This window comes from Rhizobium cauense, assembly GCF_019511525.1.
Taxonomy (GTDB): Bacteria; Pseudomonadota; Alphaproteobacteria; order Rhizobiales; family Rhizobiaceae; genus Rhizobium; species Rhizobium cauense.
Window position 1 is genome coordinate 1 of the sequence record NZ_JAEUAT010000016.1, and the last position, 13,814, is coordinate 13,814.

Genomic DNA, 13,814 nt, shown 5'->3' on the forward strand with positions numbered 1-13,814 from the left:
AGCCGAGCTCGCCGCCTTCATGGATACTTCCAGGCGTTTCCGGGGCGACGTGGCTCGGAATGCCGCCGGGAAAGCTGAACTGCTTGAACAGCCGCTGTATGCCTTCGACGTCCTGACCGATATTCGGATAGACTTCGCTGTAGGTGCCTTCAAGGTAGGCATGCGCGACCAGCGCTGGCCCGCCATGACCGGGACCAATCACGTAGATCATGTTCAGATCATCGCGCTTGATGACACGGTTGAGATGCACATAAAGCATGTTCAGCCCCGGAGTTGTGCCCCAGTGGCCCAGCAGCCTCGGCTTGATATGCTCGCGCTTGAGCGGTTTCTTTAGGAGTGGGTTGTCGAGCAGGTAAATCTGTCCGACCGAGAGATAGTTTGATGCCCGCCAATAGGCGTCCATCAATCGGAGTTCCTCGGCCCCCAGCGGAGTAGCTGTTGCCTGATAGTCGTCGGTTGAAAGAGCGGCGTTCGTCATTGTCAGCCTCCTGTCGACTTGTCATCATATCTTTCATGCTTGCGGCCGTAACACACAAATCCCAGCCTCCACGAACGCATTTTCAGGCTACATGCTAGCATCTCTTGCGTGAGTGAAGCCCGTAGCATCCTGTAGCCTCTATCGGCGTATCTTGACGGGCGTCAGGCTGCCTGTTTGCCACTTACGTCTCACTTGCGCGGGAGCTCTCAAGCCACTGTTGCGGCTACCGCCTTCCCACGAATGTGGATCACCGTCCTCGAACCCGGGGCACCCGACGTGATGCCGGGCGATAGAAAAAATAAACGGAGGTGCGGACGAATATTTGGACTGACTATGCTACAATTCCGAGGTTCCTGCAGTATCCCAGGGGCTCAGGCCACCGAGTGAATAGATACAACGCTGATTGTACCACCACGCCGTAGATGTGCCGCCACCGTAGCTCTCCGTGGAGGCCGCGTAGCTTTTGTTCGAGTACATGAGACGGCTAGTGCGCAACCACCACCTCTCACAGCTTTCCAACAATGGACATCCCAGACCGACTTGGTTAGTCGTGAATGACGAAGTACGACCAAAATTCGTGCATCAAAGCTTTTGGATTAAGGGCTGCTGCAGCCGAATTGCTGGCGTTAGCCCAGTTGTTTACGAAGCGCGACTCCGTTGTCTGCGCGTCGTTTACGGTAACATACTTCCCTCTTTCGTTGGTTTCAGGCACCATCAACCCGGCACCCGTCCCACCTCAAAAGCTTCTTGCAACACGCTCAGGACGCTAAATTGATGTTGCAGCGCCTGAAAGACGCCATGATGGGCGGTCGTGTTTTACGTGACTGAGACCGTTGAAATACCTTCGCAAACAGAGTGTCCGATCGCCGGCACTGCGTTGGCACGTAAACCAATCCCGAAAATGGTGACTAACAGGTTCGGAGGTATGGAATGGCGGACGACCAGGAAACATCAGCCCAAGCTCCTGAATTGGAGGCGACGGACTCAATTCCCCCGAAATATGATTGCGGCCCCCTCAAGCTAAGCGGCAGCAGCAACGCGTTGTACGAACGTCATCTTCTGTTCGACAACGTTCTTGCATCGAGCGAGATAGGAAATCGTGAGCGGTATGAGGCAGTCGCACGCTCCGTTCGGGATATTCTTTCCCAGCGCTGGGAAAAGATAGAAGAGGTCTATGATCGCGAGAACCCCAAGCGCGTCTATTATCTCTCCATGGAGTTCTTGATCGGCCGCTCCCTTAGCAACAACGTTGTCAACCTGGGGCTCGGCCCTCTTGCGGATCGCTTTTTTCAAAGACATCAGCTGGACGAATTGGCCTTGCTTTCCGAAGAGCCAGACGCCGGGCTCGGCAATGGTGGTCTTGGACGCTTGGCAGCATGCTTTCTGGAGTCCATGGCGACGATGCAATTGCCTGGAATGGGCTATGGCTTGCGTTATGAGTACGGGATTTTCAAGCAGTCGATTGTCGATGGCTGGCAACGCGAACAACCGGACAATTGGTTGCGCAGACCCGATCCGTGGGAAGTTGCCCGACCTCACCTGGCAGTACCGGTCGAGCTTGGATGTTCTTTCGAAGTGCGCGGCGGAAGCCTGAGAGCGATTGCCGGCGTGCCTTCGAGTTTGCTCGGAATTCCTTACGACAGGCCTGTCGTCGGCTACGGCGGAAAAACGATAAACACGTTGCGGCTATGGGCTTCCGCAACTCCCCACGTATTCGATTTCCAGGAATTCAGCGCAGGTGACTTTGTTGGCGCGCTGGCCGAACGGCTGACAGCGGAAACCGTGACACGTGTTCTTTATCCGGATGATTCCACGAGCATGGGACAGGGCCTTCGCTTCGTGCAGGAATATTTTCTTGTAGCGTGCTCGTTGGGCGACCTGGTTCGACGCTTCCAAAAAAGCAACAGCAATTGGGATAATCTGCCGACGAAGGTGGCTATTCAGCTCAATGACACCCATCCCAGTCTCGCCGTCGCGGAGCTCATGCACATCCTCCTGGATAGGGCAAAACTTGACTGGGAGCGTTCATGGGACCTCACGAAAAGGACCCTCGCCTACACAAACCACACACTCCTCCCCGAAGCGCTGGAAAAGTGGCCGCTGCGCTGGTTTGAGTTGATGCTTCCACGGCACTTGGAAATCATCCTGGAAATCGATCGCCGCTTGCGGGAAGAGGTGCAAACCCGCTGGCCGGGCGACAATGGCCGCATCGAGCGCATAGCCATTGTCGAGCAAGGCAGTAACTTGGTGCGGATGGCTCACCTCGCAATAGTCGGCTCACACAGCACCAACGGTGTCGCGGAGATACACTCGAAGCTGCTCAGAAACGTCACTGTCAGTGATCTCGCAGAACTCTATCCTGACCGTTTCAACAACAAGACGAACGGCGTCACGCCCCGCCGCTGGCTATTGCTGTCAAATCCGGGTCTTGCCGAATGCATCTCTGAAGCTATCGGCGACCAATGGATAACGAACGCGACGGACCTCGAACGTCTGAGGTCGCTTGCCGATGACAGCGGGTTCATTTCCGCCGTCCAAACCGCAAAACGCAAGGCTAAAGTCCGTTTTGCCGATTGGCTCAAGGCGCAGGCGGGTGTTCAGGTTGATCCTGACACGATTTTCGATAGCCAGGTGAAGCGCATCCACGAATACAAGCGACAGCTCCTGAATGGGCTGCGGGTCGTCGCCCTGTACCACCGGCTGCGGCAGAATCCCAGTCTCGATATGCCGCCGCGCACCTTCTTCTTCGCAGGCAAGGCGGCTCCCGCCTACCACGCGGCAAAAATGATCATAAAGTTCTTGAACAATCTCGCCGCCACGATCGACGGCGATCCGTTGGTGCGGGGTCGCCTTCGGCTACTATTCCTGCCCGATTACTGCGTGTCACTCGCCGAGCAGCTCATTCCTGCCAGCGACGTATCCAATCAGATATCAACCGCGGGATACGAGGCAAGCGGCACGAGCAACATGAAGTTCATGATGAATGGGGCGTTGACCCTCGGCACGCGTGACGGCGCAACGATCGAAATGGCCCAAGCCGCGGGCGAGGAAAACTTCTTCCTGTTTGGGCTGACCGCAGACCAGGTGGCAAAGAGCCGCGGCTGGTATAGCCCCGGCTGGCACTATGAGAACGAGCCAGAGATACGCGCTGTCCTCGACCTGATCTTCTCAGGAGAATTCTCGCGAAATGAGCCGGCAGTCACCGACGCGCTGCGCAACATACTTCTGGTCGGCGGCGATACCTACATGCATCTGGGCGATTTCACCTCCTACATGGATGCAGACTCCCATCTTCAATCACTTTATCGGAAACCGGAAGCTTGGAGCCGCAAGGCGATCCTAAACGTCGCGGCATCGGGGAGGTTCTCGAGCGATCGCACGATCGCCGAATATGCCCAAGACATCTGGGAGGTAACTCCATGTCCGGTGCCAACGGCTTAGCGGCGTGACGTTAAGACGGGCCACAAGAATCCAGTTCTACCGAGTTGCTGTCGGCTGGCAGCGGCGGCACGCCTCTCGCGATCAGTGCCCCACCCTCCTAATGGGGGCCATTCCCTGAGGCGGGTGCTGGCTCATGGCTCTCGCAGCAGTCATGCTCGTTGGCCCAGTAAGATTGGAGATCCGATGACTGAGGGAGAAATTAGTGGTTTACCGCGATTTTCGTGGGCTTCTTTGCTGGCTGGATGGCGGACCAAGAACGATCATCAACTCCATAGTTTTGCCCCGGCCAAGAGATACGCGCCCGTATTGCTAATCTCGGCCACCACTGCGCGCAGTTTTAGGAGCCGGTTGCGCATAATTGGCCGCGGCTTCTCCATCTCTCAACCTCTAAAACGAGAAGGTCGAGGAGTTCAAGCATGACATCACTCTGCACCATCCATTGGAGAAGCTCGGCCCGCTCCCTATCATTAATCCTGTCGATCACTGATTCCCTCCATCAGTTTCCGAAGAACGCCGCCAGCGCGTTGAGGGACTGAAAAGAAGATGATGAGTTTCTATCGCCAGGTCCAGAAACCCTGAAGGAGACCGCCATGAACACCCCTGCCCGTACCGCCAAGATCTTCGATGGCGCCGAAACGCGCCCGCAAATGTTCCGGCTTTTTGATCGCCATAACCAGTGACCTGATCGGTGGCAGATCGATGCTGCACCGCTTTATAGCGGCGAATGGTTCGGGATTGACGAGACACTCTACGACTACATGCTGGATATCTTGCCGCCATTGTGGATGCGCGGTCCTATCTTCGCGCTGCGCGAACTCGACCGGGCGCCGGCAGATCCTGACGACCAAGACGACGGCACTGTTCAAGACCTACCAGCAGATGCTCGATGGCCGCCATGCGGCAATCGACCTGCGCTTCGTCCTGCCGTCGGCCGAGAACGAGGCGGATAGCAAACCCAATCAGCTCGTCCGCAATGCACACCGGATATGGCAGGAGACCGGCGAGGCCATCTATCGTCGCCCCGACGGCAAGGACTTTGATCCGCCAGGCGCCGCCCAAATGATCTTTTCCGATCTCGGCACAATCAATCTCGAGAAGTCCCATGGCTTCTCGGCCTATCGGTTCCGGCTCGGTGTGCCGGCAATTCTGCGTACCCTTCGCGGTCTCCCCGCTCATCGAGTATCGACTGACTACCGCCGCCGTGTCTCATGAGGGAGTCGGAAGCAGCAGTTAACTGTCGTCATTTGATTCTGGCCAGTGGATACGGCGCGATAGTCCTCACACGGCCACTATCTCCCCGGAAGGTGCTCGGGCGTGCTTGGGGCCGCGGGCCGATCCTGCTCCGAATGTTGGCGGTCGGGAGCCACGATCGGTGCAGTTGGCCTTGAGGAGGTATAGATTGCCAGAACCAGCGAGACACCAGCAACGACGAAAGCTCCTCCGATCGCCGCGACAGAACGCTTCCCATCTTGCTTGATCATTCCGAAAGCAAGCGCAATGCCGAGAATTGCTGCGCCACCGGAAACGACGAAAAGCCAAATATAGTTCATGGGTTACTCCGCTTTATTCACAGGCCTCTGAGTTGTTGAGCCTCAGAGTGTTCTTCAGATGAGACATCTCCTCAGCCCACATCGGATGATAATAGGCTATCTTCAGAATTCTCTGCGCGACCATGTCGGAACGTCGCAGATTCCAGACGCAGCAACATCGGTGTGAACTATATGAGTTCCACTGCTGTCCGCGCCCGAAACTCACTGGAACCAAAATGGTTTCAGCATAAATCCGATCGTTCGAATGGGGGCGTCGTCCTTTCCGCTCGGTCGACGAAGCACGGGCAGTTACGACCTCGCGCATTCATGGCGGTGTAGGAAAAGATCGTCTAACCCCAGGGGGCAAACTGCATCACCCATGCCCACAGGTCGCGGCGGCCGAAACCCTCGAAACATCCCTCCGCGTTCTCCGCCAAAGGAATCAGATCAATGATAAAGAAGCTGCGGCCGAACCCCCAGTTCGCCGGGAAATCGGCGAAACGAGACAAAGCTTCCCAGGCAAGGAACGTTCGCCTTCAGGTCCTCCGCCTTGTTCAGGGCGGCGTTCGCGGCGTCATTGCCGAGCGGAAGATGGTGCGAAGGCCGTCCATGGGGCTTTGCAAATAATCGCCTTGACTGGAATCGAACCGTCGCCCCTGGGCGAACGCGATCATCAGCTTAGCGGCAGCTGTTCTGGCCATTCCTGCGCGCCATGGAGTACGCGAAGAATACGAACTGTTGTCTCGGTGATCGCATAGGCGGCGACATAAGGCGTACCATTGATGACATGTTCGCGTGTCCCGGCAATTCTACCCACGCGCCCACTGGCAGGAAAATCGAGCAAGCGATGGGCGGCGGCGACTATCCGTTCATCGATCAGTATAGCTGCCGGAGGATTATCTGCCTCGATGTACGTGAAAATAGCGTCGCGATCCGACAACGCAAACGCAGACCAAGTCAGTTTCACGTTTCTGGCACACCAGCTTTAAGGCGGGCCGCCGCTCGACGTGTGGCAAAGTGCGCCTCGACCTCGTCGTCCGATAAATCCGGTCGAGTATCGTTCAACGCTTCGAGCACCTTGGTCCGAAACCAGGCGTCATGTGCTTCACTGCCAGAAAGTAGTTCAAGAGGCAGCGCGCCCTCGTTAGCAGTCCGGGTGAGCATGATACGAACCGCATCAGATACAGTAAGGCCCATGCTTTCAAGCACGGCGGAAGCACGGTCCCGGACTTCGGAATCAATACGTGTTTGTACAAGAGCGTTTGCGGCCATGACTATCTCCCACATTCCATGACAATGTAATGCATTTGCATGACGATTTCCAGACCAGAGTATCGATATTCCGCTCGAAGCACTTTTAAGCTCTTGAAGGGAATCGAACCAATATCCACCGCTCCGATACACTAAGCTGCTGTAACTTTTATGCTGAGCGTGGAGAGGTTCGTTCGTGACACATAGGTACCATCATCGCTTTACGGCAACACATTTCACCTCAGCGAGGAGTCCCTGGTGCGCGAGCTCAGAGACACCTATCCGGGTCCACGCATAGGTTCCCTTCGGAAACACCTCGTTTTTGACAGTCCGGAACACGTCCATGTGCTCGGACATTTCGACGTGATAGCTTGTCATTTCCACGATGTCATCGAACGTGCAATGAGCGGCTTCGAGGACAATCCGTAAATTGTCCCACATAGCTCTGAATTGCTCTGAAGGATCGTGAATAATCTTGAGATCCTTGGTCCGCCCAACTTGGCCGACGACGTAGATTGTGTCTCCGACTTTAACCGCGGGAGCATAGCCTGCTCGGCTGACGATCTCCTGCATCTCGTCGGGTATAATGATCTCTCGATCCATAGTGGTCCTCGCAATCTTTGCTGGTTGCTAGCGGCACTGATACAAGCGTCGCGAATTTTCAAGCGCCGTTGGATGAAAAAGTACAAACGGCCAGCGATGTCGGACAGTACTTCCTTCGCCCGCCGGCACGGCTCTTTCCCGGGCGCCGGTACGTGTCTCAAAAAAAGCTGCGTCACGTCCCGAACGTGGCGCAGCTAGCATGTTGATCGAGACACGCGCCTTTTGCATAATGCATGCCGCTGCTACTTGGCAGCTTTGGCTGCTTCCTCGATAACCTTTGCGACCGCAGCCGCCTGCGAGATGTAGATAGCGTGGCTGCCCTCTACCTCTGTCACCGTTGAACCGCCACGCTTGTACATCCAGCGCTCAAGGTCCGGATTGATCGTCATGTCGTCTTTCGCAACAATCCCGTAGCTAGGCTTGTCGTGCCAGGCGGCAACAGGCACCAGCGCACCAGTGGCAGCAACGGCAACAGGCATCTGAGACCGGGCCATGAACTCGCCCAGATCCTTGGGCAGATCCGCCCCGAAATCAGCCGCGAACTTTGCCGGGTCGATAAGCAGAAAGCCATCCTTTGTCGGCTTGATATCGTTGGTGGGTGACGGCATCGATTGAAGCAGTTGTGCGGTGCTTTCGCCCTTTTCTGGCTGCAGTGCCGCAACATAGACAAGTGCCTTGACCTTGGGATCATCACCTGCTGCCGTGATGATCGTGCCCCCATAGCTGTGGCCGACGAGAACGACGTCCCCGTCCTGCTGATCAAGCACGCTCTTCGTGGCTGCAATGTCCTGATCCAGGCTCGTCAGTGGCTGCTGGACAACGCTGACATCGTAGCCGTCGCGGGTCAGGATGTCATAGACGCTGCGCCAGCCCGAACCATCCACGAGCGCGCCATGGACAAGCACGATGTTGCGCGCGTCCGCTAAGGCTGGGGCTGTTAGAGCAGCGGAAGACAAAAGCGCGGCAATAAGGCCAAGGGCCGCTTTACTGAAGTTCGACATGGTCGGTTGTTCCCTTGAGTTTTGTGCGTGGAATAATTGAGGCTTTGAAATCGCCTGAAGGACATGTCTCTCCCCCTATCCGAGGAGAGACGAACGTGATCGCTTGCGCTTACTGCTTGACGACAATTGGCGCCTTGATCGGCACGCGTTCATAGAGGTCGATAATGTCCTGGTTGAGCAGCCGCACGCAACCGGACGAAACGGCCTTGCCGATCGAGCGCCATTGCGGGTTGCCGTGCAGACGATAGAGTGTGTCCTGGCCACCGGAGAAGATGTAGAGCGCACGCGCCCCCAGCGGGTTTTTCAGGCCCGGCTCCATGCCGCCATTCTCGATCGAATATTTGGACAATTCCGGCTGGCGGGCGACCATCTCGTTCGGCGGCTTCCAGCGGGGCCATTCCTGACGCCACTGAGTGACGCCGTTGCCCTGCCAGGCAAAGCCCTCGCGGCCGATGCCGACATCATAGCGCATCGCGGCCCCGCCCGGCTGGACGAGATAGAGGAAGCGGGAGGGGGTGTCGACGACGATCGTGCCGGGCGCCTCGCCACTCGGGTCGAGGACCTGCTGACGATAGTAGCGCGGATCGATCTGCTTGTAGGGAACCGCCGGGATCAGAAAGCCGCCATCCTCGATAGGACCATACATGACAGCCAGTTCGGCATCTGTCGGCGCAGGAGCGATGTGGACGGGGCCGATCGGATCCTGGAGAGGCGCCGACTGTCGCCCCATCATCCGGCCCGTGCTGGCGGTGGAGACGCACCCCGCCAGGGTAGAGGCTGCAGCCATTGCCGAAAGCGACAGGAGGCTGCGGCGGGATAACGAGGTATCAATGCTAACGCTCATTCCTCGTCCTGCCATCTGCGCAGATCCGTCTGGTCATGATAGGCCATGCGATCGGGCGTTGTGATAAACTCAATCATCGTGCCCCACGGCGTGCGGCAATAGCAGACCTTGTTTCCAAGACCTTTTTCGGTTGCGTAGGGAATAGCGCGTGGTGCCGTCAGGGCTGTTCCGCCGGCCTTCTCAAAGCGCTCTACCGATGCGTCGATGTCGTCGGTATAGATACCAAAATGCGTAATGCCGAAGTCGCTCGGTGTAACCGGTTGCGCTTGTCTGAGGCCGTGCATTTCGAAGAGCTCGATGTCAGGCCCGGTTCCGATCTTGACCATCGCCTGCGCACGCACAACCGTTCCCGGGTAAGCACCAGTGGCCCGCTCGAACTCGGGTCCCTGCCTGGCCGGATCCTGAGGCCCGAACGATTGGTAGATCACCTGGCCGCCAAAGGCTTCCACCAGGAACGATTTTGCTGCCTCGATATCGGGCACTGTAATGCCGATGTGATTGACGCCGCGAATTGCAGTCATGACAGTTTTCCTTTTTTGTTGAATCGATGAACGCGATCGGACTCAATTTGCCCGGATTGCAGAGTTCACTTGGCCTTGAGGAAATCGATGAGAGCAGCGGCCACTTCATGCGGGCGCTCGTCCGCCACATAGTGGCTGCACCGCGCAACCGCGCCGCCTGTCACATTGCTAGCGAACTCCTTGAGCATCGGGACCATATGCGCACCGAAACGCTGCTCCCCGCCGAGACCTAAAACGGGTATGTCAAGCGGTCGCTTTTTGTACTCGAGCGCGGCCGCATGGTCGGCGGTCAGTGTGCGGTACCACTCCATGCCACCGCGCGTGCGACCCGGAAGTGCCATCGCTTTCGCGTAGATCTCGATGTCTTCAGGATGGAAGGTGCTGTGATCGTAAAACCGCTCCGCCATGAACGCCGAAACATAGTCATATTCGCGGCCATAAATCAGACGTTCCGGCAGATCCCGATTAGCATGGAACGCGAAGTGCCAGATCTTTGCCGTCGTCGCCTCCCATTGGCTCCAGCCAGGAAGCGGAACATCGAGGACGGCCAGGTGAGTAACCGAATCTCGATAGATAGCGGCCTGCGGCAATGCGATCATTCCGCCGATGTCATGGCCACACACGGCGTAGCGTTCATGCCCAAGGGCAATCATGACCTCGTGCGCGTCGCGCGCCATCGTCGCCTTGTCGTAGCCGTCAAGCGGGCAGTCGGAAAAACCCGCACCGCGTAGATCAATCGCCACCACGCTGAACTGCTCGGCCAGCAGCGGCATGACGTGGTGCCATTCCCACCAGGTTTCCGGCCAACCGTGAAGCAGAAGGATCGGGGGACCAGAGCCGCCCGTGACGGCATTGATCTTGATGCCATTCACCGGCACCAGTTGCTGGGTAAAACCTTGTATGGTTGCGATCATGATGACTTTTCCAATCGACGTGAGGTTCAAACAGAACTCGCGGCCAGATCAGGGCTGATCGAAATCGGTCGCGATCGAGATGTCGCGCCAGGTGTCGATATCACGGCGAAACGAAGCCAGCTTTCCCTCAGCGATTGAATGCGCAGCGGGACCGAGCGGTAGATGAAGCGGAGCGTTATCCGCATCGACTGCCTGCAGGATCACCGCGATCGCCTTATCGGGATCGCCCGCCTGATTGCCGTCGTTGGTTTCGCGATAGTGCCTGCGCGAACTCTCAGCGTATTCCGGCATCTCGTTGGCCGCTATCGTGATCGAACGGCCGAGGAAATCGGTGCGAAATGGCCCAGGCTCGACGATCAGCACGCGGATGCCGAACGGCTTCAGCTCGCCGGAGAGTGCTTCGGAAACCCCTTCAACCGCAAACTTGGCTGCATTGTAATATGCTGCGCCGCCGCTGCCCGCGATCCCTGCGCCAGAAGACATGTTGACGATCACACCGCCCGAACGTCGCAGTGCAGGCAAGGCTGCCCTGGTGGTTTCGATAAGACCGAAAACGTTCACCTCGAACATCGGTCGATATTCTTCGGGCGTGCCCTCCTCAAGCGCCCCAAACAGTCCGTAGCCGGCATTGTTCACCAGCACGTCAAAACCCCCAAATATCTCGACGGCCTTTGCGACCGCGGCTTTGGCCGCCGCCGTATCTGTCACGTCGAGCGGCAAGGTGATCATACGGCCGTCGAATCGCCGAGCCATTTCTTCGATCGAGTTGACGTTGCGGGCAGTAGCAACAACCTGATCACCCCGCTGTGCTGCAGCAATCGCGAGCCGTTGTCCGAAGCCGCTCGAGCAGCCTGTGATCAACCATGTTCTCATGACGTTTCTCCGCTTGTTTTCAGAAGATGACTTGAATCTAGATGTTTATATTTGTACTTGAAGTGACAGTTTTGTATTTTCACTGTTCACTTTTGTAAGGGGCTTTGCGGTGGAGTGGAGTGACGTAAAAATCTTCCTTGCAATAGCGCGATCCGGCACGCTCGGCGGCGCTGCGCGTGCTCTTCATACAAGCCATCCGACCGTCGGCAGACGGCTGCGTACCCTTGAGGAGGCGATCGGCCACACACTCTTCCAGCGGACCGCGGACGGTCTCGTGCTGACCGAGGAGGGCCATGGGATCATCGCCCTGGCAGAGCAGATGGAAGAAGGCGCGCTTGCCATGGAGCGCCGGCTTGCCGGGCAGGAGCAAAACCTCAAAGGCAATCTGCGCATCTCATCAGCAGACTGGTTCGGGGCTTATGTCCTGCCTCCCATGCTGGCAGATTTCTCGAAAGCCTACCCCAATGTAGAAGTCGAGGTCCTTACCGGCACTCGCCTGTTCAACCTCGCCCAGAGGGAGGCCGACGTCGCCTTTCGCATCGTTCCGTTCGACACTGCCGATGTCATTCAACGGCGGCTCTTAAGGCTCGAATACGGCGTCTACATCGCCGAGGAGTCGCCTGACCCTAAATATGGCGACGGGACTGGTTTCCGGCTGATCACGCACGATACTTCGACCGGGCAGTTCCCCGACATAGCCTGGCTCGCCGAGAGTTTCCCGAACGCGAGACCCGTCCTGCGATCAAACAACCGAAACGTCCAGGGGCGAATGTGCAGGCAGGGGGTCGGGATCGCCGTCCTGCCCCGCGCAGTGGGCAATCAAATCCCGGGTATCCGCAGACTTGAACTACCCAAGCCCCCGCCGGCGCGAGACATCTGGATGGGATATCACCGGGACCTGCGACGTCTTCAGCGTCTTCGGGCGTTTATCTCGACCGTCTCGGACCACATCACAAATGCCCCTGCATGGTAAGACGCGCGAAGAAGATCGATCCCCCGCCGATCCACGGCTGCGGTCAGCCGCGACAAACAACTTACTTCCTGGCCGCTATCTCCCTGTGCCGCTCCACCACAGCGCCCACGATCATTGTCATCAGCCCTTCGACAAAGTGCCGACTGAGGCCAGCATCATTGGCGATACTCATCAGTCGATCCAATTGGCGTCGCTCTCGCTCATTATCGATCGCCGGCAACGCCTGCTTAGCTTTCAAGTGGCCGACTTGCTCGGTACAGCGAAAGCGTTCGGCCAGAATATAGAGGAGAGCTGAATCCAGATTGTCGATGGTCGTCCGGTAGGAAGCGAGTTGCTCTGCCACATCATCTGTCATCATTTGAATATCTTCCAAGTGGTTTCATATTAGAGCTTATGAGATGGATGCATACTGCGACGCGACAGGGCGATCGTCAGCCAAATTGCCGAAACCAGGAAGTAGAATGCGCCGACGCCAGCGTAGCCCGCAACGGTTGCGATAGAAGGCTCCTGAGGCATTTGCGCTTGAAAGATGAAGAAAGCGCCAGCCACAGAGGATTGGCCACCGCTCAAAATCATCGCCCACTGACCTCCACTCGTTCTCCAACGCCGCACGGCAGTTCCAAGCTGCAACAGCCCCGAAAAGATCGCCCATAGACCGAAAGCGCCGAGAACCCAGTTCATGTTCATTGTCAATGCCACGATCACGGCTATCGTCATAACCGAGCTCGCTGCGACGTTGATCGCTTGGCTCCGGTTGGCGGCAAGACCACCGCTCCTGACGGCATCGATAACGTTGGCGATTGCATCCCAAGCGGGGTACATGATCAGCAGTGCGGCAGCCACCGCGAAGGAATGTCGTCCGGCAGTCAATGCAGTCGCGACCCACATCACTGAGAAGGCCGCTCTGGTAAAGTAGTACTTCTTAAGCCACTGGTCGTTGCCGCGCGGGGCACGGGAGGTCTGGTTGTTCGACATTGTTTTCTTCCACTTTCTGAACTGGTTGATTGATGGTTCGCGCTAGGGTCGTCAGATGAAGCCGACATGCTTGCCGAAGGGGGCGTTCTCGTCCCATTCAGTACGGCCGATCCGATCGCTTTCGCCGGAGCGTTTCCCGGTTGACTTCTTGGACCTATCGAGGTCACGCGGGCCGTCGTGAGAGGAAACCTTTGCCCCGCGGCCGTGGGCACCCTTGAGGCGCATGCTTTTCTCGAAGGCATCGCTGATCGCCTCCTGCCGCCTCGCCGCCCATCGGCCGTCAGGATCGGAGAGGATCGAACTGGTTTGGTTGATTTCGACCTGTCTTGAAGGCGCAATTGCTGAAATCGGCATCACTTTCTGGACTTTCCGTCGGCTCATGGATTGTTTTCCTCTGGTTCACCGCTTTGA

Annotated in this window: 15 protein-coding genes and 3 pseudogenes; 4 read left to right on the plus strand and 14 right to left on the minus strand. The window is 57.3% G+C overall.

Annotated elements, in window-relative coordinates; genetic code table 11:
* A partial coding sequence (locus JNB88_RS24370; protein WP_476705533.1) for a phosphoketolase family protein occupies positions 1 to 478 on the minus strand: 478 nt, incomplete at its 3' end.
* Between the two features lie 930 nt (positions 479 to 1,408).
* Between JNB88_RS24370 and JNB88_RS24375 the strand changes: the two genes are divergently transcribed.
* From JNB88_RS24375 to JNB88_RS33790, 3 genes and pseudogenes are all read left to right on the plus strand, one after another.
* Positions 1,409 to 3,919 (plus strand): glycogen/starch/alpha-glucan phosphorylase, encoded by a 2,511-nt coding sequence (locus JNB88_RS24375; RefSeq protein ID WP_220357672.1) that lies wholly within the window; start codon positions 1,409 to 1,411, stop codon positions 3,917 to 3,919.
* A 590-nt stretch (positions 3,920 to 4,509) separates the two neighbouring features.
* Positions 4,510 to 4,734: pseudogene (locus JNB88_RS33785) on the plus strand (DUF1419 domain-containing protein); the annotation flags it as partial.
* Position 4,735: 1 nt separating this feature from the next.
* Positions 4,736 to 5,062, plus strand: a pseudogene (locus JNB88_RS33790) (N-6 DNA methylase); the annotation flags it as partial.
* 146 nt (positions 5,063 to 5,208) lie between these two features.
* On the opposite strand, the gene JNB88_RS24390 reads toward JNB88_RS33790, so the two are convergent.
* From JNB88_RS24390 to JNB88_RS24430, 10 genes and pseudogenes are all read right to left on the minus strand, one after another.
* A complete protein-coding gene (locus JNB88_RS24390) occupies positions 5,209 to 5,469 on the minus strand; it encodes a YfjD family protein (protein ID WP_220357675.1) in 261 nt (86 codons plus the stop codon).
* A gap of 458 nt (positions 5,470 to 5,927) precedes the next feature.
* Positions 5,928 to 6,054, minus strand: a pseudogene (locus JNB88_RS34425) (short-chain dehydrogenase/reductase); the annotation flags it as partial.
* A gap of 67 nt (positions 6,055 to 6,121) precedes the next feature.
* Complete coding sequence (locus tag JNB88_RS24395; RefSeq protein WP_220357676.1) at positions 6,122 to 6,415, minus strand: type II toxin-antitoxin system RelE/ParE family toxin; 294 nt, start codon at positions 6,413 to 6,415, stop codon at positions 6,122 to 6,124.
* The gene (locus tag JNB88_RS24400; RefSeq protein WP_220357678.1) at positions 6,412 to 6,720 is read right to left on the minus strand and encodes a type II toxin-antitoxin system RelB/DinJ family antitoxin; all 309 of its coding nucleotides are present in this window, start codon (positions 6,718 to 6,720) and stop codon (positions 6,412 to 6,414) included. The genes JNB88_RS24395 and JNB88_RS24400 overlap by 4 nt, the downstream gene beginning before the upstream one ends.
* Before the next feature lie 192 nt (positions 6,721 to 6,912).
* On the minus strand, positions 6,913 to 7,302 hold the full coding sequence (locus JNB88_RS24405; protein ID WP_220357679.1) for a RidA family protein: 390 nt from the start codon (positions 7,300 to 7,302) through the stop codon (positions 6,913 to 6,915).
* A gap of 242 nt (positions 7,303 to 7,544) precedes the next feature.
* Positions 7,545 to 8,303 (minus strand): alpha/beta fold hydrolase, encoded by a 759-nt coding sequence (locus JNB88_RS24410; RefSeq protein ID WP_220357680.1) that lies wholly within the window; start codon positions 8,301 to 8,303, stop codon positions 7,545 to 7,547.
* Positions 8,304 to 8,412: 109 nt separating this feature from the next.
* A complete protein-coding gene (locus tag JNB88_RS24415; RefSeq protein ID WP_220357681.1) occupies positions 8,413 to 9,147 on the minus strand; it encodes a L,D-transpeptidase in 735 nt (244 codons plus the stop codon).
* Positions 9,144 to 9,668 carry a VOC family protein gene (locus JNB88_RS24420; protein ID WP_220357683.1) on the minus strand — a complete coding sequence of 175 codons (525 nt, stop codon included), beginning with the start codon at positions 9,666 to 9,668 and terminating at the stop codon, positions 9,144 to 9,146. Before JNB88_RS24420 ends, JNB88_RS24415 begins: the two co-directional genes overlap by 4 nt.
* Positions 9,669 to 9,733: 65 nt before the next feature.
* Complete coding sequence (locus tag JNB88_RS24425) at positions 9,734 to 10,582, minus strand: alpha/beta fold hydrolase (RefSeq protein WP_220357684.1); 849 nt, start codon at positions 10,580 to 10,582, stop codon at positions 9,734 to 9,736.
* Between the two features lie 48 nt (positions 10,583 to 10,630).
* Complete coding sequence (locus tag JNB88_RS24430; RefSeq protein WP_220357685.1) at positions 10,631 to 11,455, minus strand: oxidoreductase; 825 nt, start codon at positions 11,453 to 11,455, stop codon at positions 10,631 to 10,633.
* A gap of 109 nt (positions 11,456 to 11,564) precedes the next feature.
* Between JNB88_RS24430 and JNB88_RS24435 the strand changes: the two genes are divergently transcribed.
* Entirely contained in the window at positions 11,565 to 12,428 is an 864-nt protein-coding gene (locus tag JNB88_RS24435; protein ID WP_220357687.1) for a LysR family transcriptional regulator, read from the plus strand.
* Between the two features lie 61 nt (positions 12,429 to 12,489).
* Here JNB88_RS24435 and JNB88_RS24440 read toward each other — a convergent pair whose 3' ends face one another.
* The 3 genes from JNB88_RS24440 to JNB88_RS24450 are packed head-to-tail and all read right to left on the minus strand — an operon-like array spanning position 12,490 to position 13,784.
* Complete coding sequence (locus JNB88_RS24440; protein WP_220357688.1) at positions 12,490 to 12,786, minus strand: chorismate mutase; 297 nt, start codon at positions 12,784 to 12,786, stop codon at positions 12,490 to 12,492.
* Positions 12,787 to 12,812: 26 nt separating this feature from the next.
* A complete protein-coding gene (locus JNB88_RS24445; RefSeq protein ID WP_220357689.1) occupies positions 12,813 to 13,403 on the minus strand; it encodes a DUF308 domain-containing protein in 591 nt (196 codons plus the stop codon).
* Positions 13,404 to 13,454: 51 nt separating this feature from the next.
* Positions 13,455 to 13,784 (minus strand): hypothetical protein, encoded by a 330-nt coding sequence (locus JNB88_RS24450; RefSeq protein ID WP_220357690.1) that lies wholly within the window; start codon positions 13,782 to 13,784, stop codon positions 13,455 to 13,457.
* Positions 13,785 to 13,814: the final 30 nt, after the last annotated feature.

Bases quoted from the DNA above. Each gene is read 5' to 3' on its own strand.
- JNB88_RS24375 (WP_220357672.1), top strand. From the start codon at position 1,409: ATGGCGGACGACCAGGAAACATCAGCCCAAGCTCCTGAATTGGAGGCG.
- JNB88_RS24390 (WP_220357675.1), bottom strand. From the start codon at position 5,469: ATGAACTATATTTGGCTTTTCGTCGTTTCCGGTGGCGCAGCAATTCTC.
- JNB88_RS24400 (WP_220357678.1), bottom strand. From the start codon at position 6,720: ATGGCCGCAAACGCTCTTGTACAAACACGTATTGATTCCGAAGTCCGG.
- JNB88_RS24405 (WP_220357679.1), bottom strand. From the start codon at position 7,302: ATGGATCGAGAGATCATTATACCCGACGAGATGCAGGAGATCGTCAGC.
- JNB88_RS24410 (WP_220357680.1), bottom strand. From the start codon at position 8,303: ATGTCGAACTTCAGTAAAGCGGCCCTTGGCCTTATTGCCGCGCTTTTG.
- JNB88_RS24415 (WP_220357681.1), bottom strand. From the start codon at position 9,147: ATGAGCGTTAGCATTGATACCTCGTTATCCCGCCGCAGCCTCCTGTCG.
- JNB88_RS24420 (WP_220357683.1), bottom strand. From the start codon at position 9,668: ATGACTGCAATTCGCGGCGTCAATCACATCGGCATTACAGTGCCCGAT.
- JNB88_RS24425 (WP_220357684.1), bottom strand. From the start codon at position 10,582: ATGATCGCAACCATACAAGGTTTTACCCAGCAACTGGTGCCGGTGAAT.
- JNB88_RS24430 (WP_220357685.1), bottom strand. From the start codon at position 11,455: ATGAGAACATGGTTGATCACAGGCTGCTCGAGCGGCTTCGGACAACGG.
- JNB88_RS24440 (WP_220357688.1), bottom strand. From the start codon at position 12,786: ATGATGACAGATGATGTGGCAGAGCAACTCGCTTCCTACCGGACGACC.
- JNB88_RS24445 (WP_220357689.1), bottom strand. From the start codon at position 13,403: ATGTCGAACAACCAGACCTCCCGTGCCCCGCGCGGCAACGACCAGTGG.
- JNB88_RS24450 (WP_220357690.1), bottom strand. From the start codon at position 13,784: ATGAGCCGACGGAAAGTCCAGAAAGTGATGCCGATTTCAGCAATTGCG.